15 protein-coding genes, 1 pseudogene and 1 riboswitch are annotated in these 17,646 nt (G+C 74.4%); of the genes and pseudogenes, 10 read left to right on the top strand and 6 right to left on the bottom strand.

Going from position 1 to position 17,646, the window contains the following annotated elements; all coding sequences use genetic code 11:
- Nucleotides 1-292: 292 nt before the first annotated feature.
- From ABZ719_RS01670 to ABZ719_RS01660, 3 genes and pseudogenes are all read left to right on the top strand, one after another.
- Nucleotides 293-403 (top strand): annotated as a pseudogene (locus ABZ719_RS01670) (ABC transporter permease); the annotation flags it as partial.
- A gap of 19 nt (nt 404-422) precedes the next feature.
- Nucleotides 423-1,787, top strand: coding sequence for a sensor histidine kinase (locus ABZ719_RS01665; RefSeq protein ID WP_366723263.1), 1,365 nt, complete (start codon nt 423-425; stop codon nt 1,785-1,787).
- A 302-nt stretch (nt 1,788-2,089) separates the two neighbouring features.
- Nucleotides 2,090-2,722, top strand: a complete 633-nt coding sequence (locus ABZ719_RS01660; protein ID WP_366723490.1) for a response regulator transcription factor — start codon at nt 2,090-2,092, stop codon at nt 2,720-2,722.
- Nucleotides 2,723-2,735: 13 nt separating this feature from the next.
- Here ABZ719_RS01660 and ABZ719_RS01655 read toward each other — a convergent pair whose 3' ends face one another.
- Both ABZ719_RS01655 and ABZ719_RS01650 read right to left on the bottom strand, forming a co-directional pair.
- Entirely contained in the window at nt 2,736-3,536 is an 801-nt protein-coding gene (locus ABZ719_RS01655; RefSeq protein ID WP_366723262.1) for a class I SAM-dependent methyltransferase, read from the bottom strand.
- A gap of 279 nt (nt 3,537-3,815) precedes the next feature.
- A complete protein-coding gene (locus ABZ719_RS01650) occupies nt 3,816-5,243 on the bottom strand; it encodes a DHA2 family efflux MFS transporter permease subunit (protein ID WP_366723261.1) in 1,428 nt (475 codons plus the stop codon).
- A gap of 341 nt (nt 5,244-5,584) precedes the next feature.
- On the opposite strand from ABZ719_RS01650, the gene ABZ719_RS01645 reads away from it, so the two are divergent.
- The 4 genes from ABZ719_RS01645 to ABZ719_RS01630 all read left to right on the top strand — a co-directional run bounded on the left by ABZ719_RS01645 (nt 5,585) and on the right by ABZ719_RS01630 (nt 10,080).
- Nucleotides 5,585-7,324, top strand: a complete 1,740-nt coding sequence (locus tag ABZ719_RS01645) for an MFS transporter (RefSeq protein ID WP_366723260.1) — start codon at nt 5,585-5,587, stop codon at nt 7,322-7,324.
- 154 nt (nt 7,325-7,478) lie between these two features.
- A complete protein-coding gene (locus ABZ719_RS01640) occupies nt 7,479-8,141 on the top strand; it encodes a class I SAM-dependent methyltransferase (RefSeq protein ID WP_366723259.1) in 663 nt (220 codons plus the stop codon).
- 10 nt (nt 8,142-8,151) lie between these two features.
- On the top strand, nt 8,152-9,147 hold the full coding sequence (locus tag ABZ719_RS01635) for an N-acetylmuramoyl-L-alanine amidase (RefSeq protein ID WP_366723258.1): 996 nt from the start codon (nt 8,152-8,154) through the stop codon (nt 9,145-9,147).
- Nucleotides 9,148-9,303: 156 nt separating this feature from the next.
- Complete coding sequence (locus ABZ719_RS01630) at nt 9,304-10,080, top strand: hypothetical protein (RefSeq protein WP_366723257.1); 777 nt, start codon at nt 9,304-9,306, stop codon at nt 10,078-10,080.
- Nucleotides 10,081-10,184: 104 nt separating this feature from the next.
- Here ABZ719_RS01630 and ABZ719_RS01625 read toward each other — a convergent pair whose 3' ends face one another.
- Entirely contained in the window at nt 10,185-10,766 is a 582-nt protein-coding gene (locus ABZ719_RS01625) for a hypothetical protein (protein ID WP_366723256.1), read from the bottom strand.
- Between the two features lie 172 nt (nt 10,767-10,938).
- On the opposite strand from ABZ719_RS01625, the gene ABZ719_RS01620 reads away from it, so the two are divergent.
- Nucleotides 10,939-11,232: a hypothetical protein gene (locus ABZ719_RS01620; protein ID WP_037854114.1), complete on the top strand. Its 294-nt coding sequence runs from the start codon at nt 10,939-10,941 to the stop codon at nt 11,230-11,232.
- Nucleotides 11,233-11,272: 40 nt separating this feature from the next.
- Here the strand turns inward: ABZ719_RS01620 and ABZ719_RS01615 are convergent, their stop codons facing one another.
- From ABZ719_RS01615 to ABZ719_RS01605, 3 genes are read right to left on the bottom strand one after another with little or no spacing between them, the layout of a single operon-like run.
- Nucleotides 11,273-12,358 carry a prenyltransferase/squalene oxidase repeat-containing protein gene (locus tag ABZ719_RS01615; RefSeq protein WP_366723255.1) on the bottom strand — a complete coding sequence of 362 codons (1,086 nt, stop codon included), beginning with the start codon at nt 12,356-12,358 and terminating at the stop codon, nt 11,273-11,275.
- Nucleotides 12,355-13,089, bottom strand: coding sequence for a class I SAM-dependent methyltransferase (locus ABZ719_RS01610; RefSeq protein ID WP_366723254.1), 735 nt, complete (start codon nt 13,087-13,089; stop codon nt 12,355-12,357). Before ABZ719_RS01610 ends, ABZ719_RS01615 begins: the two co-directional genes overlap by 4 nt.
- The gene (locus ABZ719_RS01605) at nt 13,083-14,558 is read right to left on the bottom strand and encodes a glycosyltransferase family 4 protein (RefSeq protein WP_366723253.1); all 1,476 of its coding nucleotides are present in this window, start codon (nt 14,556-14,558) and stop codon (nt 13,083-13,085) included. Before ABZ719_RS01605 ends, ABZ719_RS01610 begins: the two co-directional genes overlap by 7 nt.
- A gap of 445 nt (nt 14,559-15,003) precedes the next feature.
- Between ABZ719_RS01605 and ABZ719_RS01600 the strand changes: the two genes are divergently transcribed.
- Together ABZ719_RS01600 and ABZ719_RS01595 are read left to right on the top strand one after the other, a co-directional pair.
- The gene (locus tag ABZ719_RS01600; RefSeq protein WP_366723252.1) at nt 15,004-15,642 is read left to right on the top strand and encodes a TetR family transcriptional regulator; all 639 of its coding nucleotides are present in this window, start codon (nt 15,004-15,006) and stop codon (nt 15,640-15,642) included.
- 537 nt (nt 15,643-16,179) lie between these two features.
- Nucleotides 16,180-16,250, top strand: a riboswitch (cobalamin riboswitch).
- A 131-nt stretch (nt 16,251-16,381) separates the two neighbouring features.
- Complete coding sequence (locus tag ABZ719_RS01595; protein ID WP_366723251.1) at nt 16,382-17,632, top strand: prenyltransferase/squalene oxidase repeat-containing protein; 1,251 nt, start codon at nt 16,382-16,384, stop codon at nt 17,630-17,632.
- The last annotated feature ends 14 nt before the right edge of the window (nt 17,633-17,646 follow it).

Raw genomic sequence — 17,646 nt, 5'->3', positions numbered from 1 at the left:
CGCCGGCGCGCCCGGCCATCCGCCCCGCCCCGCGCGCCCGGCACGTCCGTCCCGCCCGGTGTGGCCGAGGCCCTGTCCCGCCCGGCGAGCCCTGCACATCTGTCCCGCCCGGTGTGGCCGGGACCCTGTCCCGCCGGGCGTCACCCGGGACATTTGTCCCGCCCGGCATGGTGCGGACGTCCCGTCCGACTCCGTACATCCGCATCTGCCGTACGCCCCGCCCGGATCCGTAGCGTCTCTGTCATGACGCAGACACGAAGGACCGTGTCCTTCCGGGGGACGGCCAAGGCCCGCCGAGGGGCACGCCCCGGCCGCCGGTGCCATCCTCGTGCCGGCGGGCCGGCTCACGGCGTTCGGTTCGTACGCTGTGCTGTCGTACCGCCGCAACGCGGGAGACGTCTGACACTCGGGGGGAACGGGACATGAGCTGGAGGCGCAGTATCTCCTGCCACGCGCGGTCGTGGCGGGCGGCCGTCCGCGAGGCGCGGGAGGCGCAGCGGCACTGGAAGGCGAACAAGGAGCACCTCAAGGCCGAGTGGCGGGCCGCGCAGAAGGCGGGGCAGGTGCCCGAGAACCCGGGGCCGCCGCCCTCCGGTTTCGCCCTGCTGCCCTGGCTGCTGATGGGGCTGGGCTCGCTCTCCAACATCTTCCAGGGCAGGACCCCGAACGCGTGGATAGGCGGCCTGGGCCTGCTCGCCTTCAACTCGCTCTACATCTACGTCGTCTTCAACGCCTTCGACAGGAAGCGGCGGGCGGCGACCGCGACGCGGACGGCGCTGGCGCTGATGGGTCTGGTCACCACCGCGCTGGGGCTCGGTTACGGCGGCAACTGGCTGCTGTTCTTCCCGCTGTTCGGGCTGGCGACGGGCGCGATCCTGCGGGGCCCGTGGCTGGGGCGCTCCGGTATGGCGCTGGCCGTCTTCTCCGGTTGCGTCGCCGCCTTCCACGAGGGCTGGGACGGCATCAACATCGCCTACGCCACGTTCCTGTCGACCATGGTGACCGCCGCGATCCTGAGCCTGAGCGAGGCGGTACGGGAACTGCGGGCGGCCCGTGAGGAACTGGCCCGGCGGGCGGTGGAGGAGGAGCGGCTGCGCTTCTCCCGTGACCTGCACGACCTGCTGGGCCACACCCTGTCGGTGATCGTCGTGAAGTCGGAGGCGGCCCGGCGCCTGGCGCCCCGGGACATGGACGCCGCGCTGACGCAGGTGGCCGACATCGAGTCGGTCGGCCGGCAGGCGCTCACCGAGATCCGCGAGGCGGTCACCGGCTACCGCGAGGGCAGCCTGAGCACGGAGCTGGACCGGGCGCGTTCGGCGCTGGGCGCCGCCGGCATCGAGGCCGTCGTGCGCCGCTCGGGGCCGCCGCTGACGCCGCAGTCGGAGGCGCTGCTGGGCTGGGTGGTGCGCGAGGCGGTGACGAACGCGGTCCGCCACAGCGGCGCGGACCGCTGCGAGATCAGTGTCACCGGAGGGGCCGAGCACGTCCGCCTCACGGTCGCGGACGACGGGAGCGGCGCGCCGGCCGCGGCCCGCCCGGCCGTGCCCGGCATCGGCGGGACCGGCCTGAAGGGCCTGACCGAACGCCTCGCGGCGGCCGGCGGCTCGCTCGAGGCGGGCCCGTCACCGCGCGGCGGCTTCACGGTCACCGCGCGGCTCCCCACGAGCACGGAGGAACTGACGGCCGCGGCCCTGGCCGCCGCGACGAGCGCGGGGAGCAGCGTGAACGCCGCGAGCGCCACCAGCGCGGGGAGCGTTACGGGCGCGGGCAGCACCGCGAACAGATGAAGCCCACGAGCGCGGCGTAAATGCCGCGACTACCAGCCTGAACCCCGACGGCGCGGGGAGCAGCGTGCGCGTCGGGCCCGGAGGCGGAAACGCGGCGGGCCGGCGAACTGCCCGCGCCGGTGCACGGCGAGCGGCGTACGGCGGGTGCCGGCGAAAGGCGGCCGGCGCCTGGCCGCCGGACGCCCGTGCACCGGCGCGGTGCCCGGGCGTCCGTCCCGATGCGCTTCCCCCGCCCTCCCCGTACCCCCTGCGCTCCCCCGGCAGGCGCCGCCGCGACTCCCTACCCTTGGTCCGTGAACGAGATGCCCCGGGACCGCCGGCCCGCCAAGTCCGTCCGCGTCCTGCTCGCCGAGGACCAGGGAATGATGCGGGGCGCGCTCGCCCTGCTGCTCGGCATGGAGCAGGACATGGAGGTCGTCGCCCAGGTGGCGGCGGGGGACGCCATCGTGGACGCCGTGCTGGCCCACCGGCCCGACGTGGCCCTGCTGGACATCGAACTGCCGGGCATGAGCGGTCTGGACGCCGCCGCAGAACTGCGTGAGCAGGCGCCGTACTGCCGGGTGCTCATCCTGACCACCTTCGGCAGGCCCGGCTACCTGCGCCGGGCGATGGAGGCGGGCGCGGCGGGGTTCCTGGTCAAGGACGGGCCGGTGGAGGAGCTGGCCGCCGCGATCCGCCGGGTGCTGACGGGCGAGACGGTGGTCGATCCGGCGCTCGCCGCCGCCGCGCTGAGCGCCGGGCCGAACCCTCTGACGGTCCGCGAGCGCGACGTGCTGAAGGCGTCCGTGGACGGGGCGACGGTCGCCGACATCGCCGCGAAGCTGCACCTGTCGGAGTCCACCGTCCGCAACTACCTCTCCTCGGCCATCGGCAAGACCGGCACCCGCAACCGCATGGAGGCGGTGCGCGAGGCCCGGCAGCAGGGGTGGCTGTAGGGGGAGGGGGAGGTCAGGTCCCGGCGCCCGCGGGCTCGTCGCGGAACAGTGCCGCCCACAGGAAGTCCTCCCCGAAGCACGGCGATCCGTCCGGCTCGTCGCGCATCCGGCGCAGTTCCACCTCCCGCAGTCCCGAGAAGATCCGGCGCAGCGACCCGGGGGTGTAGGCGAGGCCGCCGTGCAGCCGGGAGGTGCGGTACAGCTCGGCGTCGGGCAGCTCGCAGCCCATGGCGCCGGCGGCGAAACAGGTGAGGGCGAACCGGCCGCCGGGGGCGAGGACCCGCTCCAGCAGCGCGAGGTAGCTGATCCTGCGGTGGGGCGGCAGATGGTGGAAGCAGCCGGAGTCGTAGACCAGGTCGTACGGCCCGGTGAGACGGTCGCCGGCCGCCGCGAAGGCGTCCCCGCACAGGAACCGCACCTCGGCGCCGGCCTCCCGGGCCCGTTCCCGCGCCCACGCCACGGCGGCCGGCGACAGGTCCACGGCGTCGACCTCGAAGCCGCGCGCCGCGAGGTGCAGGGCATTGCGGCCCGGCCCGCACCCGAGGTCCAGCGCTCGCCGGCCGTCGATCAGCCCGGAGTCGAGCCACTCCACCAGGTTCTCGTCCGGCCGGGCGGCGAAGAACGGCACCGGCCGGGTCCGGTCGGCGTAGAAGCCGTCCCACCAGCCGGCCGCGCCGTCCGACCACCGGTCGGCGTCCGGCGCGAACAGCCCGTCCAGCAGCCGGAGTACGTCGTCCACGGTACGGATGTCACGGCCCGCGCCCCCGCCTCCGTCCGCGCTCCGCTCCGTGCCCCGCTCCGTGTCCTGGCCCATGCGGGCTCCCCCTCTCACCGGGCCCTCCGCCGGGCCCGTTCCGGTACCGCGACAGTAGCGGCGGACTACCGGAAAGCCCAGGTCAGAGGGGGTTTCCCGGCGAGTGCGGGACGCTGTGTGCGGGCCTGTGCGGGGGCGGCGCGGGCGCGGTGAGGGGTCGTGCCGCCGGCCCGCCGAAGTCCCCTCGGGGACCGCGCCGAGGGCCCGGCCGGCACCTTTCTCCGCCGCGCCGGCCTCCCTTTCTCCTGCGGCGAGCGGGTCCGCGAGGACGGCCGCTGCTCAGGTCGCCCTCCGTGCCGCGCGCGGGAGCCACGCCAGCATCAGCAGCGCCCCGGCGAGCAGGACGGCGGTGCCGGTGCGGAAGACCAGGGCGTACCCCTCCGTGAGGCCGACCGGTGTGGTGCGTCCGGCGGTGCGGGCCGCGGCGAGGGTGGACATGACCGCGAGGCCGAGCGAGCCGCCCATCGTGCGCGAGGTGTTGACGAGCCCGGAGACCAGTCCGGCGTCGCCGGGGGCGGCCCCCGAGGTGGCCAGCGCGGCCAGCGGTGTCCCGGCCAGGCCCGCGCCGAGCATCATCAGGATCCCGGGGAACATGATCGCCGTCAGGTACACCCCGTCCGCCCGCATCGCCGACTGCCAGCCGAACCCGGCCGCCGCCACCAGCGTGCCCAGCACCGCGACGCTGCGCGCGCCCGCCGCCCGCATCAGGCGCGGCGCGACCTTGGAGCCGAGGACGACGGCCAGTGAACTGGGGACGAGGGCGAGTCCGGCGTCCAGCGGGGAGTAGCCGAGGACGTTCTGCGCGTACAGCGTCATGAAGAACCACATGCAGAACATCGCCGAGCCGGAGATGAGCATCGCCGCGTTCGCGGACGCCACCGAGCGCACCCGCAGCAGGGCGAGCGGCATCAGCGGGGCGGCGGTGCGCGCCTCCACCGCGAGGAAGGCGGTGATGAGGACGAGTCCGCCGAGCAGGGGGACCAGGGCGGCCGCGGCGGTCCAGCCCTCGGCCTCGGTCTGCGAGATGCCGTACGCGAGGGTGGCCAGGCCCGCCGTGACCAGCAGCGCGCCCGGCAGGTCGAGCCGTCTGCGGTCGCCGGCCCGGCTCTCCGTCAGCCGGCGCGCGGAGGCCGCCAGGACGACGGCGCCGACCGGCACGTTGATCAGCAGGACCCACCGCCACGACAGGCCCTGCACGAGGATCCCGCCGACCAGGCCGCCCGCGGCGCCGCCGCCCGCGCCGACCGCCGTCCAGGTGGCTATGGCCCGGGCGCGGGCGGCCCCCTCGGGCACGGCGGCGGTGAGCAGGGTGAGGCTGGAGGGGGCGAGCACGGCCGCGCCGAGTCCCTGCACGGCGCGGGCGAGCAGCAGTTGCCAGCCTTCCTGGGCGAGGCCGCCGCCGAGCGAGGCCAGCGTGAACAGGCCGAGCCCGACCAGGAACATGCGCTTGCGCCCGTAGAGGTCGCCGGCCCGGCCGCCGAGCAGCATGAACCCGGCGAACGCGATGGCGTAGGCGTTCACCACCCACTGCAGGCCCGGTCCGCTCAGTCCCAGGTCGGTGCGCATCGAGGGCAGGGCGACGTTGACGACGGACACGTCGAGGACGACCAGGAACTGCCCGGCGCAGGCGAGGGCGATGACGAGCCAGGCGGGCGGCGGCGGGGTGCGGCGAGGGGCGGTCGGGGTGAGACCGGCGGCTTCGAGCATGGGTGTCATGGTCTCAAGCCGCCCGTGCCCCTTGCATCGGGATTTCGCGCCGACCCGCCTGGTCCCGCGGACCTACGTCCTCCGCCCCGCCCCCCCCCGGCCCCCGCCATCCCTCCCCTGGCACCCTCCCCCTCCTCCCTCCGGTGTCCCCCGGCCCCCCTCGGACGCTGCCGTGACCGGTCCTCCACCTGACGTCCAGTCAGATTCTTTCGGAACGGTCAAGAATTCGTTAGTACGCCGAAGCATCGGAATAGGTGCCTCGGCGAACGAGGTTTACCCACCACTTATCCCGCACGGTTGATCAACGATCTTCTCGACTCAAGGCCTGGAGGCCGCCCTCAATGACGCTCACGACGACCAACCGGCCCACCCGGAGCGCGAGCGGGGCCGTCGTCCCGGTGCTCGCCTTCGCGGGCATCGTTGTCGCGGTGATGCAGACCCTGCTCGTCCCGGTCATCAAGGACCTGCCGCAACTGCTGGGCACCTCGCCCAGCAACGCCACCTGGGTCCTGACCTCCACCCTCCTCTCGGGCGCCGTGGCCACGCCGATCATGGGCCGCCTCGGCGACCTGTACGGCAAGCGCCGGATGCTGATAGCCAGCCTCGCCGTCATGGTGGTGGGCGCGCTCGTCAGCGCCTTCACCGACGCCCTGCTCGTCATGATCGTGGGCCGCACCCTCCAGGGCTTCGCCATGGGTGCGATCCCGCTCGGCATCGGTCTGATGCGCGACATGCTGCCCCGCGAGAAGCTCGGCTCGGCGATGGCCCTGATGAGTTCCTCGATCGGCGTCGGCGGCGGTCTCGCGCTGCCCGCCGCCGCCCTGGTCGCCCAGCACACCGACTGGCACGCCCTCTTCTACGGCGCCGCCGGGCTCGGTGTCCTCTCCATCGTCCTCACCCTCCTCACCGTCCCCGAGTCCCCGATGCGCGCCGAGGGCTCCTTCGACCTGCCGGGCGCGCTCGGCCTGTCCGCCGGACTGGTGCTGTTCCTGCTGCCGATCACCAAGGGCAGCGACTGGGGCTGGTCGTCCGCCACCACGCTCGGCCTGTTCGCCGCCGCCGTCGTCGTCCTGCTGCTGTGGGGCCTGATGGAGCTGCGCAGCAAGGCCCCGCTGGTCGACCTGCGCACCACGGCCCGCCGCGAGGTGCTGCTCACCAACCTCGCCTCGATCATGGTCGGCGTCGCCTTCTACGTCGTCTCGCTCGTCCTGCCCCAGCTGCTCCAGCTGCCGGCCGCCACCGGCTACGGCCTCGGCCGGTCGATGGTGGTCGCCGGACTGTGCGTGGCCCCGCTGGGCCTGACGATGATGTTCACCGCGCCCGTCTACGCCCGCCTGTCCGCCCGCTACGGCCCCAAGGTCACCCTGATCACCGGTCTGCTGATCATCGCCGTCGGCTACGGCGGTGGCCTGGGCCTGATGAACGCGGCCTGGCAGACCGTCCTCACCTCGGTGCTGCTGGGCGCGGGCATCGGCCTCGCCTACTCCTCGCTGCCCGCGCTCATCGTCGGCGCGGTCCCGGCGTCCGAGACCGGCGCGGCCAACGGCCTCAACACGCTGATGCGGTCCATCGGCACCTCGGTGTCCAGCGCCGTGATCGGCATGGTGCTGGCCAACACCGCGGACCACGTGAACGGCGTCGCGATCCCGACCATGCACGGTTTCCGCGTCTCCTTCCTGATCGCCGCCGCCGCGGTCGCCGTCGGTCTGGTGCTCGCCCTGTGCCTGCCCCGGCCGAACCGTTCCACCACCACGCAGCTGCGCGCCAGCAGCGAGGAGGACGCCAACCTGGCGCACGCGGAGGAGGTGCTGCGGGGCTTCCGCGGCCGGGTGCTGGACGCCGGCGGCGCCCCGGTCGCCCGCGCCAAGGTCACCCTGATCGACCGGCACGGCCGCCAGGCCGGTGCCACGCTCTCCGCGGCGGACGGCCGCTACACCCTCGCGGTGCCGGCCCAGGGCCCCTACGTCCTGGCCGCCCGCGCCGCCGGTCACGGCCCGCACGCCTCCGCGGCGACCCACGCGGGCGACGACCGCCCGGTCGACCTCGACCTCGCCCTCCCGGCCGAGACGGTCACGGCCTGACGGACACCGCCCGGCCCGGCGGACACCGCCCGGCCGGGCCCGTCCCCGGGCCGCGGCTCTGAGACGTACGCCACCGCACCCGCTGTCGCCCGCCCGGCAGCGGGTGCGGCAGCATGGGCGCCCTGAACGCCGTACGACCGGAAGGACCCGCTGCATGACCGCGGCACCGAAGCCCGACATCCTGGCCGCCTTCGAGGCCGCGAAGGGGTTCATGCCCACGGACGAGGGGCTGGCGCTGTACGCGGCGGCGGTGGACGCGGGCCGGCTGGGGCTGCCGCTGCTGGAGGTCGGCACGTACTGCGGACGGTCCACGCTCCTGCTCGCCGACGCCGCCCGCGGCGCCGGGGTCACCGCGCTCACCGTCGACCACCACCGCGGCAGCGAGGAGCAGCAGCCCGGCTGGGAGTACCACGACCCGGAGACGGTCGACCCCGAACTCGGCCTGATGGACACGCTGCCCGCCTTCCGGCGCACGCTGCACCGGGCCGGTCTGGAGGAGCACGTGGTGGCGCTCGTGGGGCGTTCGCCGCAGGTCGCCGCCGTGTGGAACACCCCGCTCGGCCTCGTCTTCGTCGACGGCGGCCACACCGACGAGCACGCGGGCGCGGACTACGCGGGCTGGGCTCCGCACATCGCCGAGGGCGGCCTGCTGGTCATCCACGACGTGTTCCCCGACCCGGTGGACGAGTTCACCGGACAGGCGCCGTACCGCGTGTACCTGCGGGCGCTGGAGTCCGGCGAGTTCACCGAGGTCTCGGTGACCGGCTCGCTGCGCGTCCTGCGGCGAACCGGCCCGGCCGCCCCCGCCCGCGGTTAGGGTCGCAGTCGTGTCGTACGCAGGCCCCGAATTCGAACCCCGTCAGGACCCCTCCGGGCGGCCCGGCCGGCCGCGCCGCGGGCCGGCCCTCGCCGTCGCCGCGCTGGTGTGCGGCGGGCTGCTGTGCTGGCTGGGGTACGAGGCGGTGGGCGCCCCGGACGGCGCCGGCGCCGCCTCCTCGGGCGCACCGTCCTCCTCCGCCGCCTCCGCTCCGGCGTCCTCCCCGGGGGGCGGACCGCCGGGGAAGCCGTCCGGAGAACCGTCCGGGAGCGCGTCGTCCCCGGCCGCTCCCGGTGACGACGGGAAGCGGCCCGGCGGCGCGGCGGGCCCGCTGGAGGGCAAGGTCGTCGTCATCGACCCGGGCCACAACCCGGGCAACTTCCGGCACACGTCCGAGATCGCCCGCCGGGTGGACATCGGCACCAACCGGAAGGAGTGCGACACCACCGGCACCGCCACGAACGCCGGTTACGCCGAGGCCCGGTTCACCCTGGACGTCGCCCACCGGCTGCGCACCCTGCTGGAACGGCAGGGCGCCACGGTGAAGCTGACCCACGACGACGGCTCCCCCGCCTGGGGCCCGTGCGTGGACGAACGCGCCCGGATCGGCAACACCGCGCACGCCGACGCGGCCGTCTCCGTCCACGCCGACGGCGCGGCGCCCGGCGACCGCGGCTTCCACGTGATCCTGCCGGCGGCCGTCCACGACGGCGCGGCCGACACCCGCGCCATCGTCGCCGCCTCCCGCGACCTGGGCGAGCGGGTGGCGGGCAACTTCCTGCGGGTCACCGGCGAGCCGCCCTCCAACTACCTCGGCGGCGGCAGCGGACTCGTCACGCGGAAGGACCTGGGTGGTCTCAATCTGTCAACGGTTCCCAAGGTGTTCATCGAGTGCGGCAACATGCGCGACAGCGCGGACGCGGCCCTGCTGACCAGCGGAACGTGGCGGCAGAAGGCGGCCGAGGGCATGTCTGAGGGAATCGTGAGTTTCCTGCGCGGGTCCTGACCGGCGCCGCCGTCCCGGCGGACAGGCCGACCGTACGGGCGATAGTGTCACCCGTACGATGAGGGGCCACCCCCGCGCTTCACGCCAGGACCCGGTGACGGCTACCTGGTGACAGCGACGCCTCTACCGACGACGAGACGACCTGAAGGACCTGACGTGAATATCCGCTCCCTCACTCGGGGCGACGGCGTGGTGATCGGAGCAGCGGTGTTGCTGTTCATCGCGTCGTTCCTCCACACCCACGACTACCTGAGTTCCACCGCCTGGGACGGCCTCGGCATGGGGCTCGGCGTCTACGTGGGCGGATTGGCCGGCGCCGCGCTGGTCGTCGTCAACCGGTGCCTGCCCCAGCCGCGCAAGGTGGCCGGGCTGGAACTGGGCACGGTGGGCACGGCGTTCACGGTGCTCGTGGCGTGGATCCTGTTCTGGGACCTGGTGGACCCAGGCATGTACGGCGCGGGTTCGGGCCTGGTCCTCGGCTTCATCGCGGCCCTCGTCCTCGCGGGCGCGGCGGTCGCGACCCCGCTGGTCCCCGCCCTGCAGGCCGCGCTCGTCCCGGCACCGAGGCCGGCCGCCCCGCACCCCTACGGCGCGCAGCCGCAGGCCGGTTACGGCTACCCGGGCGCCCAGGGCGCCCCGCAGCCGTCGTACGGCGGCCAGCCGCAGCCCGGCGCGTCCTTCGGCGGCCAGCAGCCGGGGCAGCCGGCCCCGGCCGCCGGAGGTCAGCCCGCGCCCGCCTTCTCGCCGTTCTGGTTCGCCGTCCCGGCGCCGCGTCCGCTGTTCGCGGAGGACGGTTCGCCCGCGCCGATCGCCGAACTGGCCCCGGGTACCTGGTACCTGGCGGTGGATCAGCGCGGTCAGGGCCTGCTGACGGAGATGCAGGACGGCCGCCGCGGTGTCCTCCAGGACGCCTCGAACATCCAGCGCGGCTGACAGCCGCTCACGGCGCCGCGCATCCCGCGGCGCCGCGGACCCTGCGGCCCCTCGTCCTCACGGGCGGGGGGCCGTCGCCGTGCTCGGACGGGCCGGACCTCCTGTCAGGAGCCGGACCGGGCGCCGTTCTTCAGCTCGGAGGGCGTGGGCACCTTGTCCTTGACCGGGGCTCCCGCGCTCTTGCCCGCGTCCTTCACCTTGTTGAGGGTGTCGTTGAACGCGTTCGCCGCCGAGCCGTCGCCCTTGCGGAGCTTGGCCGGCAGGTCCTTCAGTCCGGCGATGGCCGCGTTGAGCGGTTCGAGCGCCTTGGAGAGGGTCGGGTCGCCCTGGGCGTTGTGCACGGCCGCCTTGAGCCGGTTGTAGGTGAACGCGCCGGCCAGACCGGCCTTGAGGAGGGTCGCCTTGCGGTGCTTGGTGCCCTTCTTGAACTTGCCTTCCTTGTACGGTTTCCAGATCCACTGGTAGGTGGCTCCGGCCGCCAGGGCCGCGTTCGCCACGAAGCGTGTCTTGGCGAACTTCTGCCGCTCGGCGGAGGTGCTCGGGCTGGGCGTGGCCGCGGCGACCGCGACCGTGGGACTGGTCTGCCGCCCGTCGCCCTGGCCGGTGGCCCACGCGGTGGTGGATCCGGCGAGCAGGGCGCAGCACAGGGTGAGCGCCACAGCGAGGCGCCGTATCGGTACGGGCACGGTGTCCTCCCGAAAGCTGTTGCTCCGGTCCCGGAAGGTGTTGTTCCGGGTACTCCAGGGGTCCGTGTGAACCCGGCCGCGGCGCCCGAAACAGAGCACCTTCCGTGCGGTGCGCCTGACTTTCCGTAGGCGTACGGGTTTCGACCGGCCGCGCGCGGCCAGACGCAAGGGCATGTCCCCTCGATATCGCACGGGTTCCGGCTCCGCCGGGACGGTCATCGCGGTGGTCGCCGACATCATGGCCGTCATCCTCGGACTGTGGATCCTGATGTACCTGCTGGACGCGAACCGGGCCAACGACCTGGTGCGGTTCGTCCATCACGCGGCCGACTGGCTCGCCGGCTGGTCGCGCGACCTGTTCACCTTCGACGAGGCGTGGGCGCGGGTGGTCGCCGGGTACGGCCTGGCCGCGGTCGTGTACCTCTTCGTCGGCCACGCCATCGCCAACCGCATTCACCGCGGCTGACCCCGGCGGGCCGGAGGCCCCAGCCGCCGGCGGCCGTGCCTCAGCCGCCGGCGGCCGTGCCGCAGCAGTCCGGTTCCAGGCCCCTGGGCAGGCCGTCCTGGGCGAAGACCGTGCAGGTGGCCTCGTGGCCGCCGAGCGCGGCGACCGCGAGGAGCAGCGAACCGGCCGTCCACGTGGTCAGTTCCCGCGGCCATATGGCGTCGTCCTCGAAGACGTACCCCGTCCAGTACAGGCCGCTGTCCGCGTCGCGCAGGTGCTGGACGGACTTCAGGACGTCGAGCGCGCGGTCGGACTCGCCCGCCGCCCACAGGGTGAGGGCGAGTTCGGCCGACTCACCGCCGGTCACCCACGGGTTGGGCACCACGCAGCGCACCCCGAGGCCGGGCACGACGAAGCGGTCCCAGCCGGCCTCGATGCGCGCCTTGGCCTCCGCGCCGGTCACCGCGCCGCCGAGCACCGGGTAGTACCAGTCCATGGAGTAGCGGTCCTTGTCCAGGAACCGCTCCGGGTGCCTGCGGATGGCGTGCCTGAGCGCTCCGGCCGCCAGCTCCCAGTCGGGCTGCGGCTCCTCGCGCTGCTCGGCGATGGCGAGGGCGCAGCACAGCGCGTGGTGGACGGAGGAGGAACCGGTGAGCAGGGCGTCCGTGGTGCCCGTCCCGTCGTCCTCGCGCTTCCAGCCGATCTGCCCGCCGGGCTGCTGCAGGCGCAGCACGTACTCGACGGCCCCGTAGACGACCGGCCACATGCGGTCCAGGAAGGTGTCGTCGCCGGTGGAGAGGTAGTGGTGCCAGACGCCGACGGCGACGTAGGCGACGAAGTTGGTCTCCCGGCCGCGGTCGGTGACGTCGTCGTGGGCGCCGTCGGCGTAGGCGGCGTACCAGGAGCCGTCGGGCAGCTGGTGGCGGGCCAGCCACTCGTACGCGCGTGAGGCGGCCTCGTGTTCGCCCGCCGCGTCCAGCGCCATCGCCGCCTCGGTGTGGTCCCACGGGTCGAGGTGGTGGCCGCGGAACCACGGGATGGCGCCGTCCTCCCGCTGGGCGGCGAGGATGCCGTCCACGGTCGCGGCGGCCTGCTCGGCGGTGAGGACCCCGGGCAGGACGAGGTGTTCTGTCCGGGGGGTGGTCACTTGGCGGCCGCCCGGGGCAGGTGGGGCTTGGTCGCGTAGGCCACGAAGCTCTTGCCGATGAGCGGGTTCAGCGCCTGCTCGGCGACCCGGGTGGCCAGCGGCTTCTTCATGATGTCCCAGACGAGCAGCTTGTGGTACGCCTTCACGGGCAGCACCTGGTCGTTGTCGACGCCGAAGGCGCACTTGAGCCACCAGTACGGCGAGTGCAGGGCGTGGGCGTGGTGGGTGCCGTACGGCTTCAGGCCCGCCTCGCGCATCTTCGCGAGCAGTTCGTCGGCCTTGTAGATGCGGATGTGGCCGCCCTCCACCTCGTGGTAGGCGTCGGACAGGGCCCAGCAGACCTTCTCGGGTCCGTAGCGCGGCACGGTGACGGCGATCCGGCCGCCCGGCCTGAGCACGCGCACCATCTCGGCGAGGACGCCCTTGTCGTCGGGGATGTGCTCCATCACCTCGGAGATGATGACGACGTCGAAGGACTCGTCGGGGAAGGGCAGGGCGAGGGCGTCGCCCTCCATGGCGGTGGCGGTGGCCCCGGCGGGTGCCTCCCCGGCCTCCTTCATCGCCGCGAACCACTTGGCGACCTCGCGGATCTCCTCGCCGTTCTGGTCGAGGGCGACGACCTGGGCGCCGCGCCGGTAGCACTCGAACGCGTGCCGCCCCGCGCCGCAGCCGAGGTCCAGGACGCGGTCGCCCGGGGCGAGCGGGAACCGGGAGAAGTCGACGGTCAGCACGTGGCCCTGCTTTCGTATGCGTCTGCGGCGGGTGCGCCTGCTGCTGGTGCGGTCGGGGCCGCCTCGGCAGCCGCCGCTGCCGGTGCGGTCCGGGCCGTCCCGGTCGCCGCCGGGACGGTCGCGGGGCGGTACGCCGACCGCTGTGCGGCGCGGGGGCGGGCGGAGTCCGCGATGGCCTCGCGGTAGCGGGCCACGGTGCCCTCGGCGGCACGGGCCCATGTGAAGCGGCGCAGCACGCGGGCGCGGCCTGCCGCGCCCAGCCTGGCGCGCAGCTCCGGGTCGCCCAGCAGCCGGGTCAGGGCGGCGGCCAGCGCTCCCGCGTCGCCCGGCGGCACCGCCAGGCAGGTCTCGCCGTCCTCGCCGGCGACCTCGGGGATCGCGCCGCCGGTCGTGGCGACCAGCGGGGTCCCCGTGGCCATGGCCTCGGCGGCGGGCAGCGAGAAGCCCTCGTACAGCGAGGGCACGCACGCGACCTCGGCCGAGCGGACCAGGTCGACCAGTTCGGCGTCGGAGATGCCCTTGACGAACTCGACGGCGTCCTTGAGCCCGTAGCGCTCGACGGCCCGCGCGACCGGGCCCTCGGCCGGCTGCTTGCCGACGACGACCAGGTGCGCGCCGGGGTGTTCGGCGCGGACCTTCGCCAGGGCCTCCACGAGGAAGACGAGACCCTTGAGGGGGACGTCCGCGCTGGAGGTGGTCACGATCCGGCCCGGCACCTGCGGCACGGACGGGTCGGGTGAGAACAGGTCGGTGTCGGCGCCGATGTGGACGACGTGGATGCGGTCGGGGCGTACGCCGAGGTGGTCGACGATCTCCTGCCGGGACGTGCCGGAGACGGTGAGCACGGACGGCAGGCGGCGCGCGACCCGCTTCTGCATGCGCGTGAACGCGTACCAGCGGCGCACCGACCACTGCCGCTGCCGGGTCGTTGCGGCGTCCAGCTCCAGTTGCCGGTCCACGGTGATGGGGTGGTGGACGGTGGTGACCAGGGGGGCGCCGACGTCGCCGAGGAGGCCGTAGCCGAGGGTCTGGTTGTCGTGGACGACGTCGAACTCGCCGCGGCGGGCGCGCAGGTGGCGGCGGGCGCGCAGGGAGAAGGTCAGCGGTTCGGGGAAGCCGCCGGTCCACATGGTGGCGACCTCCAGCGCGTCGACCCAGTCGCGGTACTCGTCGCGCCCCGGGGTGCGGAAGGGGTCGGGCTGGCGGTACAGGTCGAGGCTGGGCAGTTCGGTCAGGCGCAGCGCACCGGCGTACTCCTCGTCCTCGTCGAGGACGGGGTAGGGCTGGGAGCCGATGACCTCGACGTGGTGGCCGAGGCGGGCCAGTTCGCGCGAGAGGTGCCGGACGTAGACGCCCTGGCCGCCGCAGAACGGGTTTCCCTTGTAGGTGAGGAGCGCGATCCTGAGCGGTCGCCCTCCGTCCGCGGCGAGGTCCGCCGGGGACCCGGCCTGACTGGCCTCAGCGGTCACTCTGGGCCCCCTTCTGACTGCACCGTCCCGCGAGATTACGCCGGGACGCTAATCTAGAACAAGTTTCAGACTTGATCGTCTTGATCGTTCAGGAGGCTCCGAATCTACCGGCAGGTAGCCGCGCTGTGAGCAGTGAACCGGGTGATTCGCGCCACGGCTCGGACCCGGCCCCGCGCCCCGGTCCATCACGAGTCCACCGCGAGTCGGCCCGGTCCAGGTCCGCCCGGCCCGTCCAGGCCCGCTCCGGGTCCGGCCGGTCCGTCCCGGCCGTTCCGGGCCCCGCCCCGGCCGCCCCGGGCCGGTGCCACCCGGGGGCTCGCGCCGAGGCGGGCGGGCGCCGGGCACTCGGCCGTGCGTCCGGACGTACGCGGGGTCGCGCGGCGGCCCGCGCCCCTGCCACGCTGTCCGACCGCCCGTCCCCACCGACTGCCATGGAGCGTGACCCATGCCTGCGCACGCCAGTACCTCCCGGCCGCATGCCGGCACCTCCCGGTCGGACGCGCCGCCGCTCACCGAGCGGCAGGAGGAGCGCCGCCGCCGCATCCTGCGCGCGAGCGCGCACCTCGCCTCCCGGGGCGGGTTCGACGCGGTGCAGATGCGCGAGGTCGCGGAGTCCTCGCAGGTCGCCCTCGGCACGCTGTACCGGTACTTCCCGTCCAAGGTGCACCTGCTGGTCGCCACGATGCAGGACCAGCTGGAGCGGCTGCACGGCACGCTGCGCAAGCGGCCGCCGGCCGGTGACAGCGCGGCCGAGCGGGTGGCGGAGACGCTGATGCGCGCCTTCTTCGCCCTCCAGCGCGAGCCCGATCTCGCGGACGCCATGGTCCGCGCCCTGACCTTCGCCGACCGCGGCGTGAGCCCCGAGGTCGACCAGGTGTCCCGGCAGACGACGGCGATCATCCTGGACGCGATGGGCCAGGACGACCCGACGCCCGAGCAGCTCTCCGCGGTCCGGGTCATCGAGCACACCTGGCTGTCGGCCCTGATCACCTGGCTCTCCGGCCGTGCCTCCATCGCGCAGGTCCAGGGGGACATCGAGACGGTGTGCCGGCTGATCGGCCTGACGGAGAGAGGGCACGAATAGTCCTTTTTCCCGGCTTGGGGTATTGCGTCCGGTGGCAGGCGTTCTATCCTGAAAGGGCCTACGGGACGAGTGAGGGAGTCCGACCGGAGTAGCCGACTTCCGCGAGACGCTGAGGCATCCTCGAGACGCCGAGGCATCCGCCGGGGCCGACGTCGACGGTAGGGCTGAGAGGCCGGAAGGTTCGCAGCAGAGAACCGGAAGGCGACCCCCATCACCTGATCCGGACCATACCGGCGAAGGGAACCCGTCTCGTAGGTTTTCGCATGCCACCACCCCCTGCGGCCATCCCCGGGGGGTTCCGCGTGCCCCCGCCGGTGCGCGGCTGCTGTGGGGGCCCGCGGATCGGCCGGACCGGCGGCGGTGACCGGCCGCCTGCCTCCCGGACCCTGCGTCTGCCGTTCGGCGGACCCGCGCCGGGACCGCAGCCGCAGCACGCCCTGCCTTCCTGCGTCCCTGCCTCCCCGTGTCCGTACAGCCGCCCCGCGGCCGCCGCCGGCCGGGCCGGTAGAGTGGCCCGGTCGTTTCACGCCTGTCCGGGGGGAAGCCGGTGGAAATCCGGCGCTGACCCGCAACCGTGGACCGCCCCCGTGGCGGGAGCCGGAATGCCCCGGGCGCGCGCGTGAGCGGCTCGCGTACGCCGGCAGCCCGCCGCCGTACGGCACCGTCGAGGGACACGGAGCCGAGCCGCCGGGGTGTCCCGTGCTGTCCGGCTCCCCGCAGGGAGAGGCATCCGCCGATCATGAACATACGCCGCAGCGCAGCGGCCCTGGCCGCCGTCGCCGCCGTCGCCGTGATCGGGGCCCCGGCGCAAGCCGCCGTCACCGGCTCCTCCCCCGCCCCCTCCGCCTCGCCCGCGCTGCCGCCGGGCCTCTACGGCGGCGCCGACCCCAAGTACGACGGCGTCTGGCGCCAGTCCCTCGCCCTGCTCGCGCAGCACACCGTGGGCGTGCGGCCCGCCGCGCAGGCCGTGGACTGGCTGGCCGGGCAGCAGTGCGCGAGCGGCGCGTTCGCGCCCTTCCGCGCCGACCCGTCCAAGGCGTGCGACGCCAGGACCGCCGTCGACTCCAACAGCACGGCCGCCGCCGTCCAGGCGCTCGCCGCGCTCGGCGCCCGTGACACGGTGACCGGCAAGGCCGTCAGCTGGCTGAAGTCCGTGCAGAACAAGGACGGCGGCTGGGGGTACACGCCCGGCGGACCCAGCGACGCCAACTCCACCTCGGTCGTCGTGGGCGCCCTCGCCGCCGTGGGCGAGAAGCCCGCGTCCGTCGTCAAGGACGGCAAGTCCCCCTACGACGCCCTGCTGAAGCTGGCCCTGCCGTGCGAGGGCGAGGGGGCGGGCGCCTTCGCCTACCAGCCGGACAAGCACGGCAAGCTCGCGGCCAACGCGGACGCGACCGCCGCCGGTGTGGTCGCCGCGCTCGGCCAGGGGCTGGCCGCCGCCCCGCAGGGGAAGGCGGGCGGCGCGGCCCGCTGCACCGGCACCGGTGCCGCCACGCCCGCGCGGGCCGCCGCGGGCGGTGCCGCCTACCTCGCGCACGCCGTCGCCGAGGACGGCCACCTCACCTCCGCGCTCCCCGGCGCCACCGCGCAGCCCGACTACGGGAACACCGCCGACGCGGTCGTCGCGCTCGCCGCGCAGGGCGGTGCCGGGCAGGCGCGGAAGCCGTTGCAGTGGCTGGAGAAGAACGCCGGGAAGTGGGCGGCGCAGAGCGGCCCTGCCGCGTACGCCCAGCTGATCTTCGCGGCCCACGCCACCGGCACCGACCCGCGCGCCTTCGGCGGCCTCGACCTGGTCGAGGCGCTGAACGCGACCGGCCCGGCACCGCAGGCGCCCGTGACGGGCAGCACGAGCGGCGACACGGTGAAGAAGAGCGATAGTTCCTCGCGCACCGCCTGGTGGATCGTCGGCGGTGTCGGTCTGGTCGTCGTCCTCGGCGCCGCCGCCTGGCTGGGCATGCGCGGCAGCCGCGCCAAGAGGCAGCAGCCGTGACACACCGCCGCCTC

It is taken from the genome of Streptomyces sp. NPDC006743, from assembly GCF_040703815.1.
Taxonomy (GTDB): Bacteria; Actinomycetota; Actinomycetes; order Streptomycetales; family Streptomycetaceae; genus Streptomyces.
Note: the sequence above shows the minus strand (reverse complement) of the source record. Positions and strands in the feature narration are given on the sequence as shown.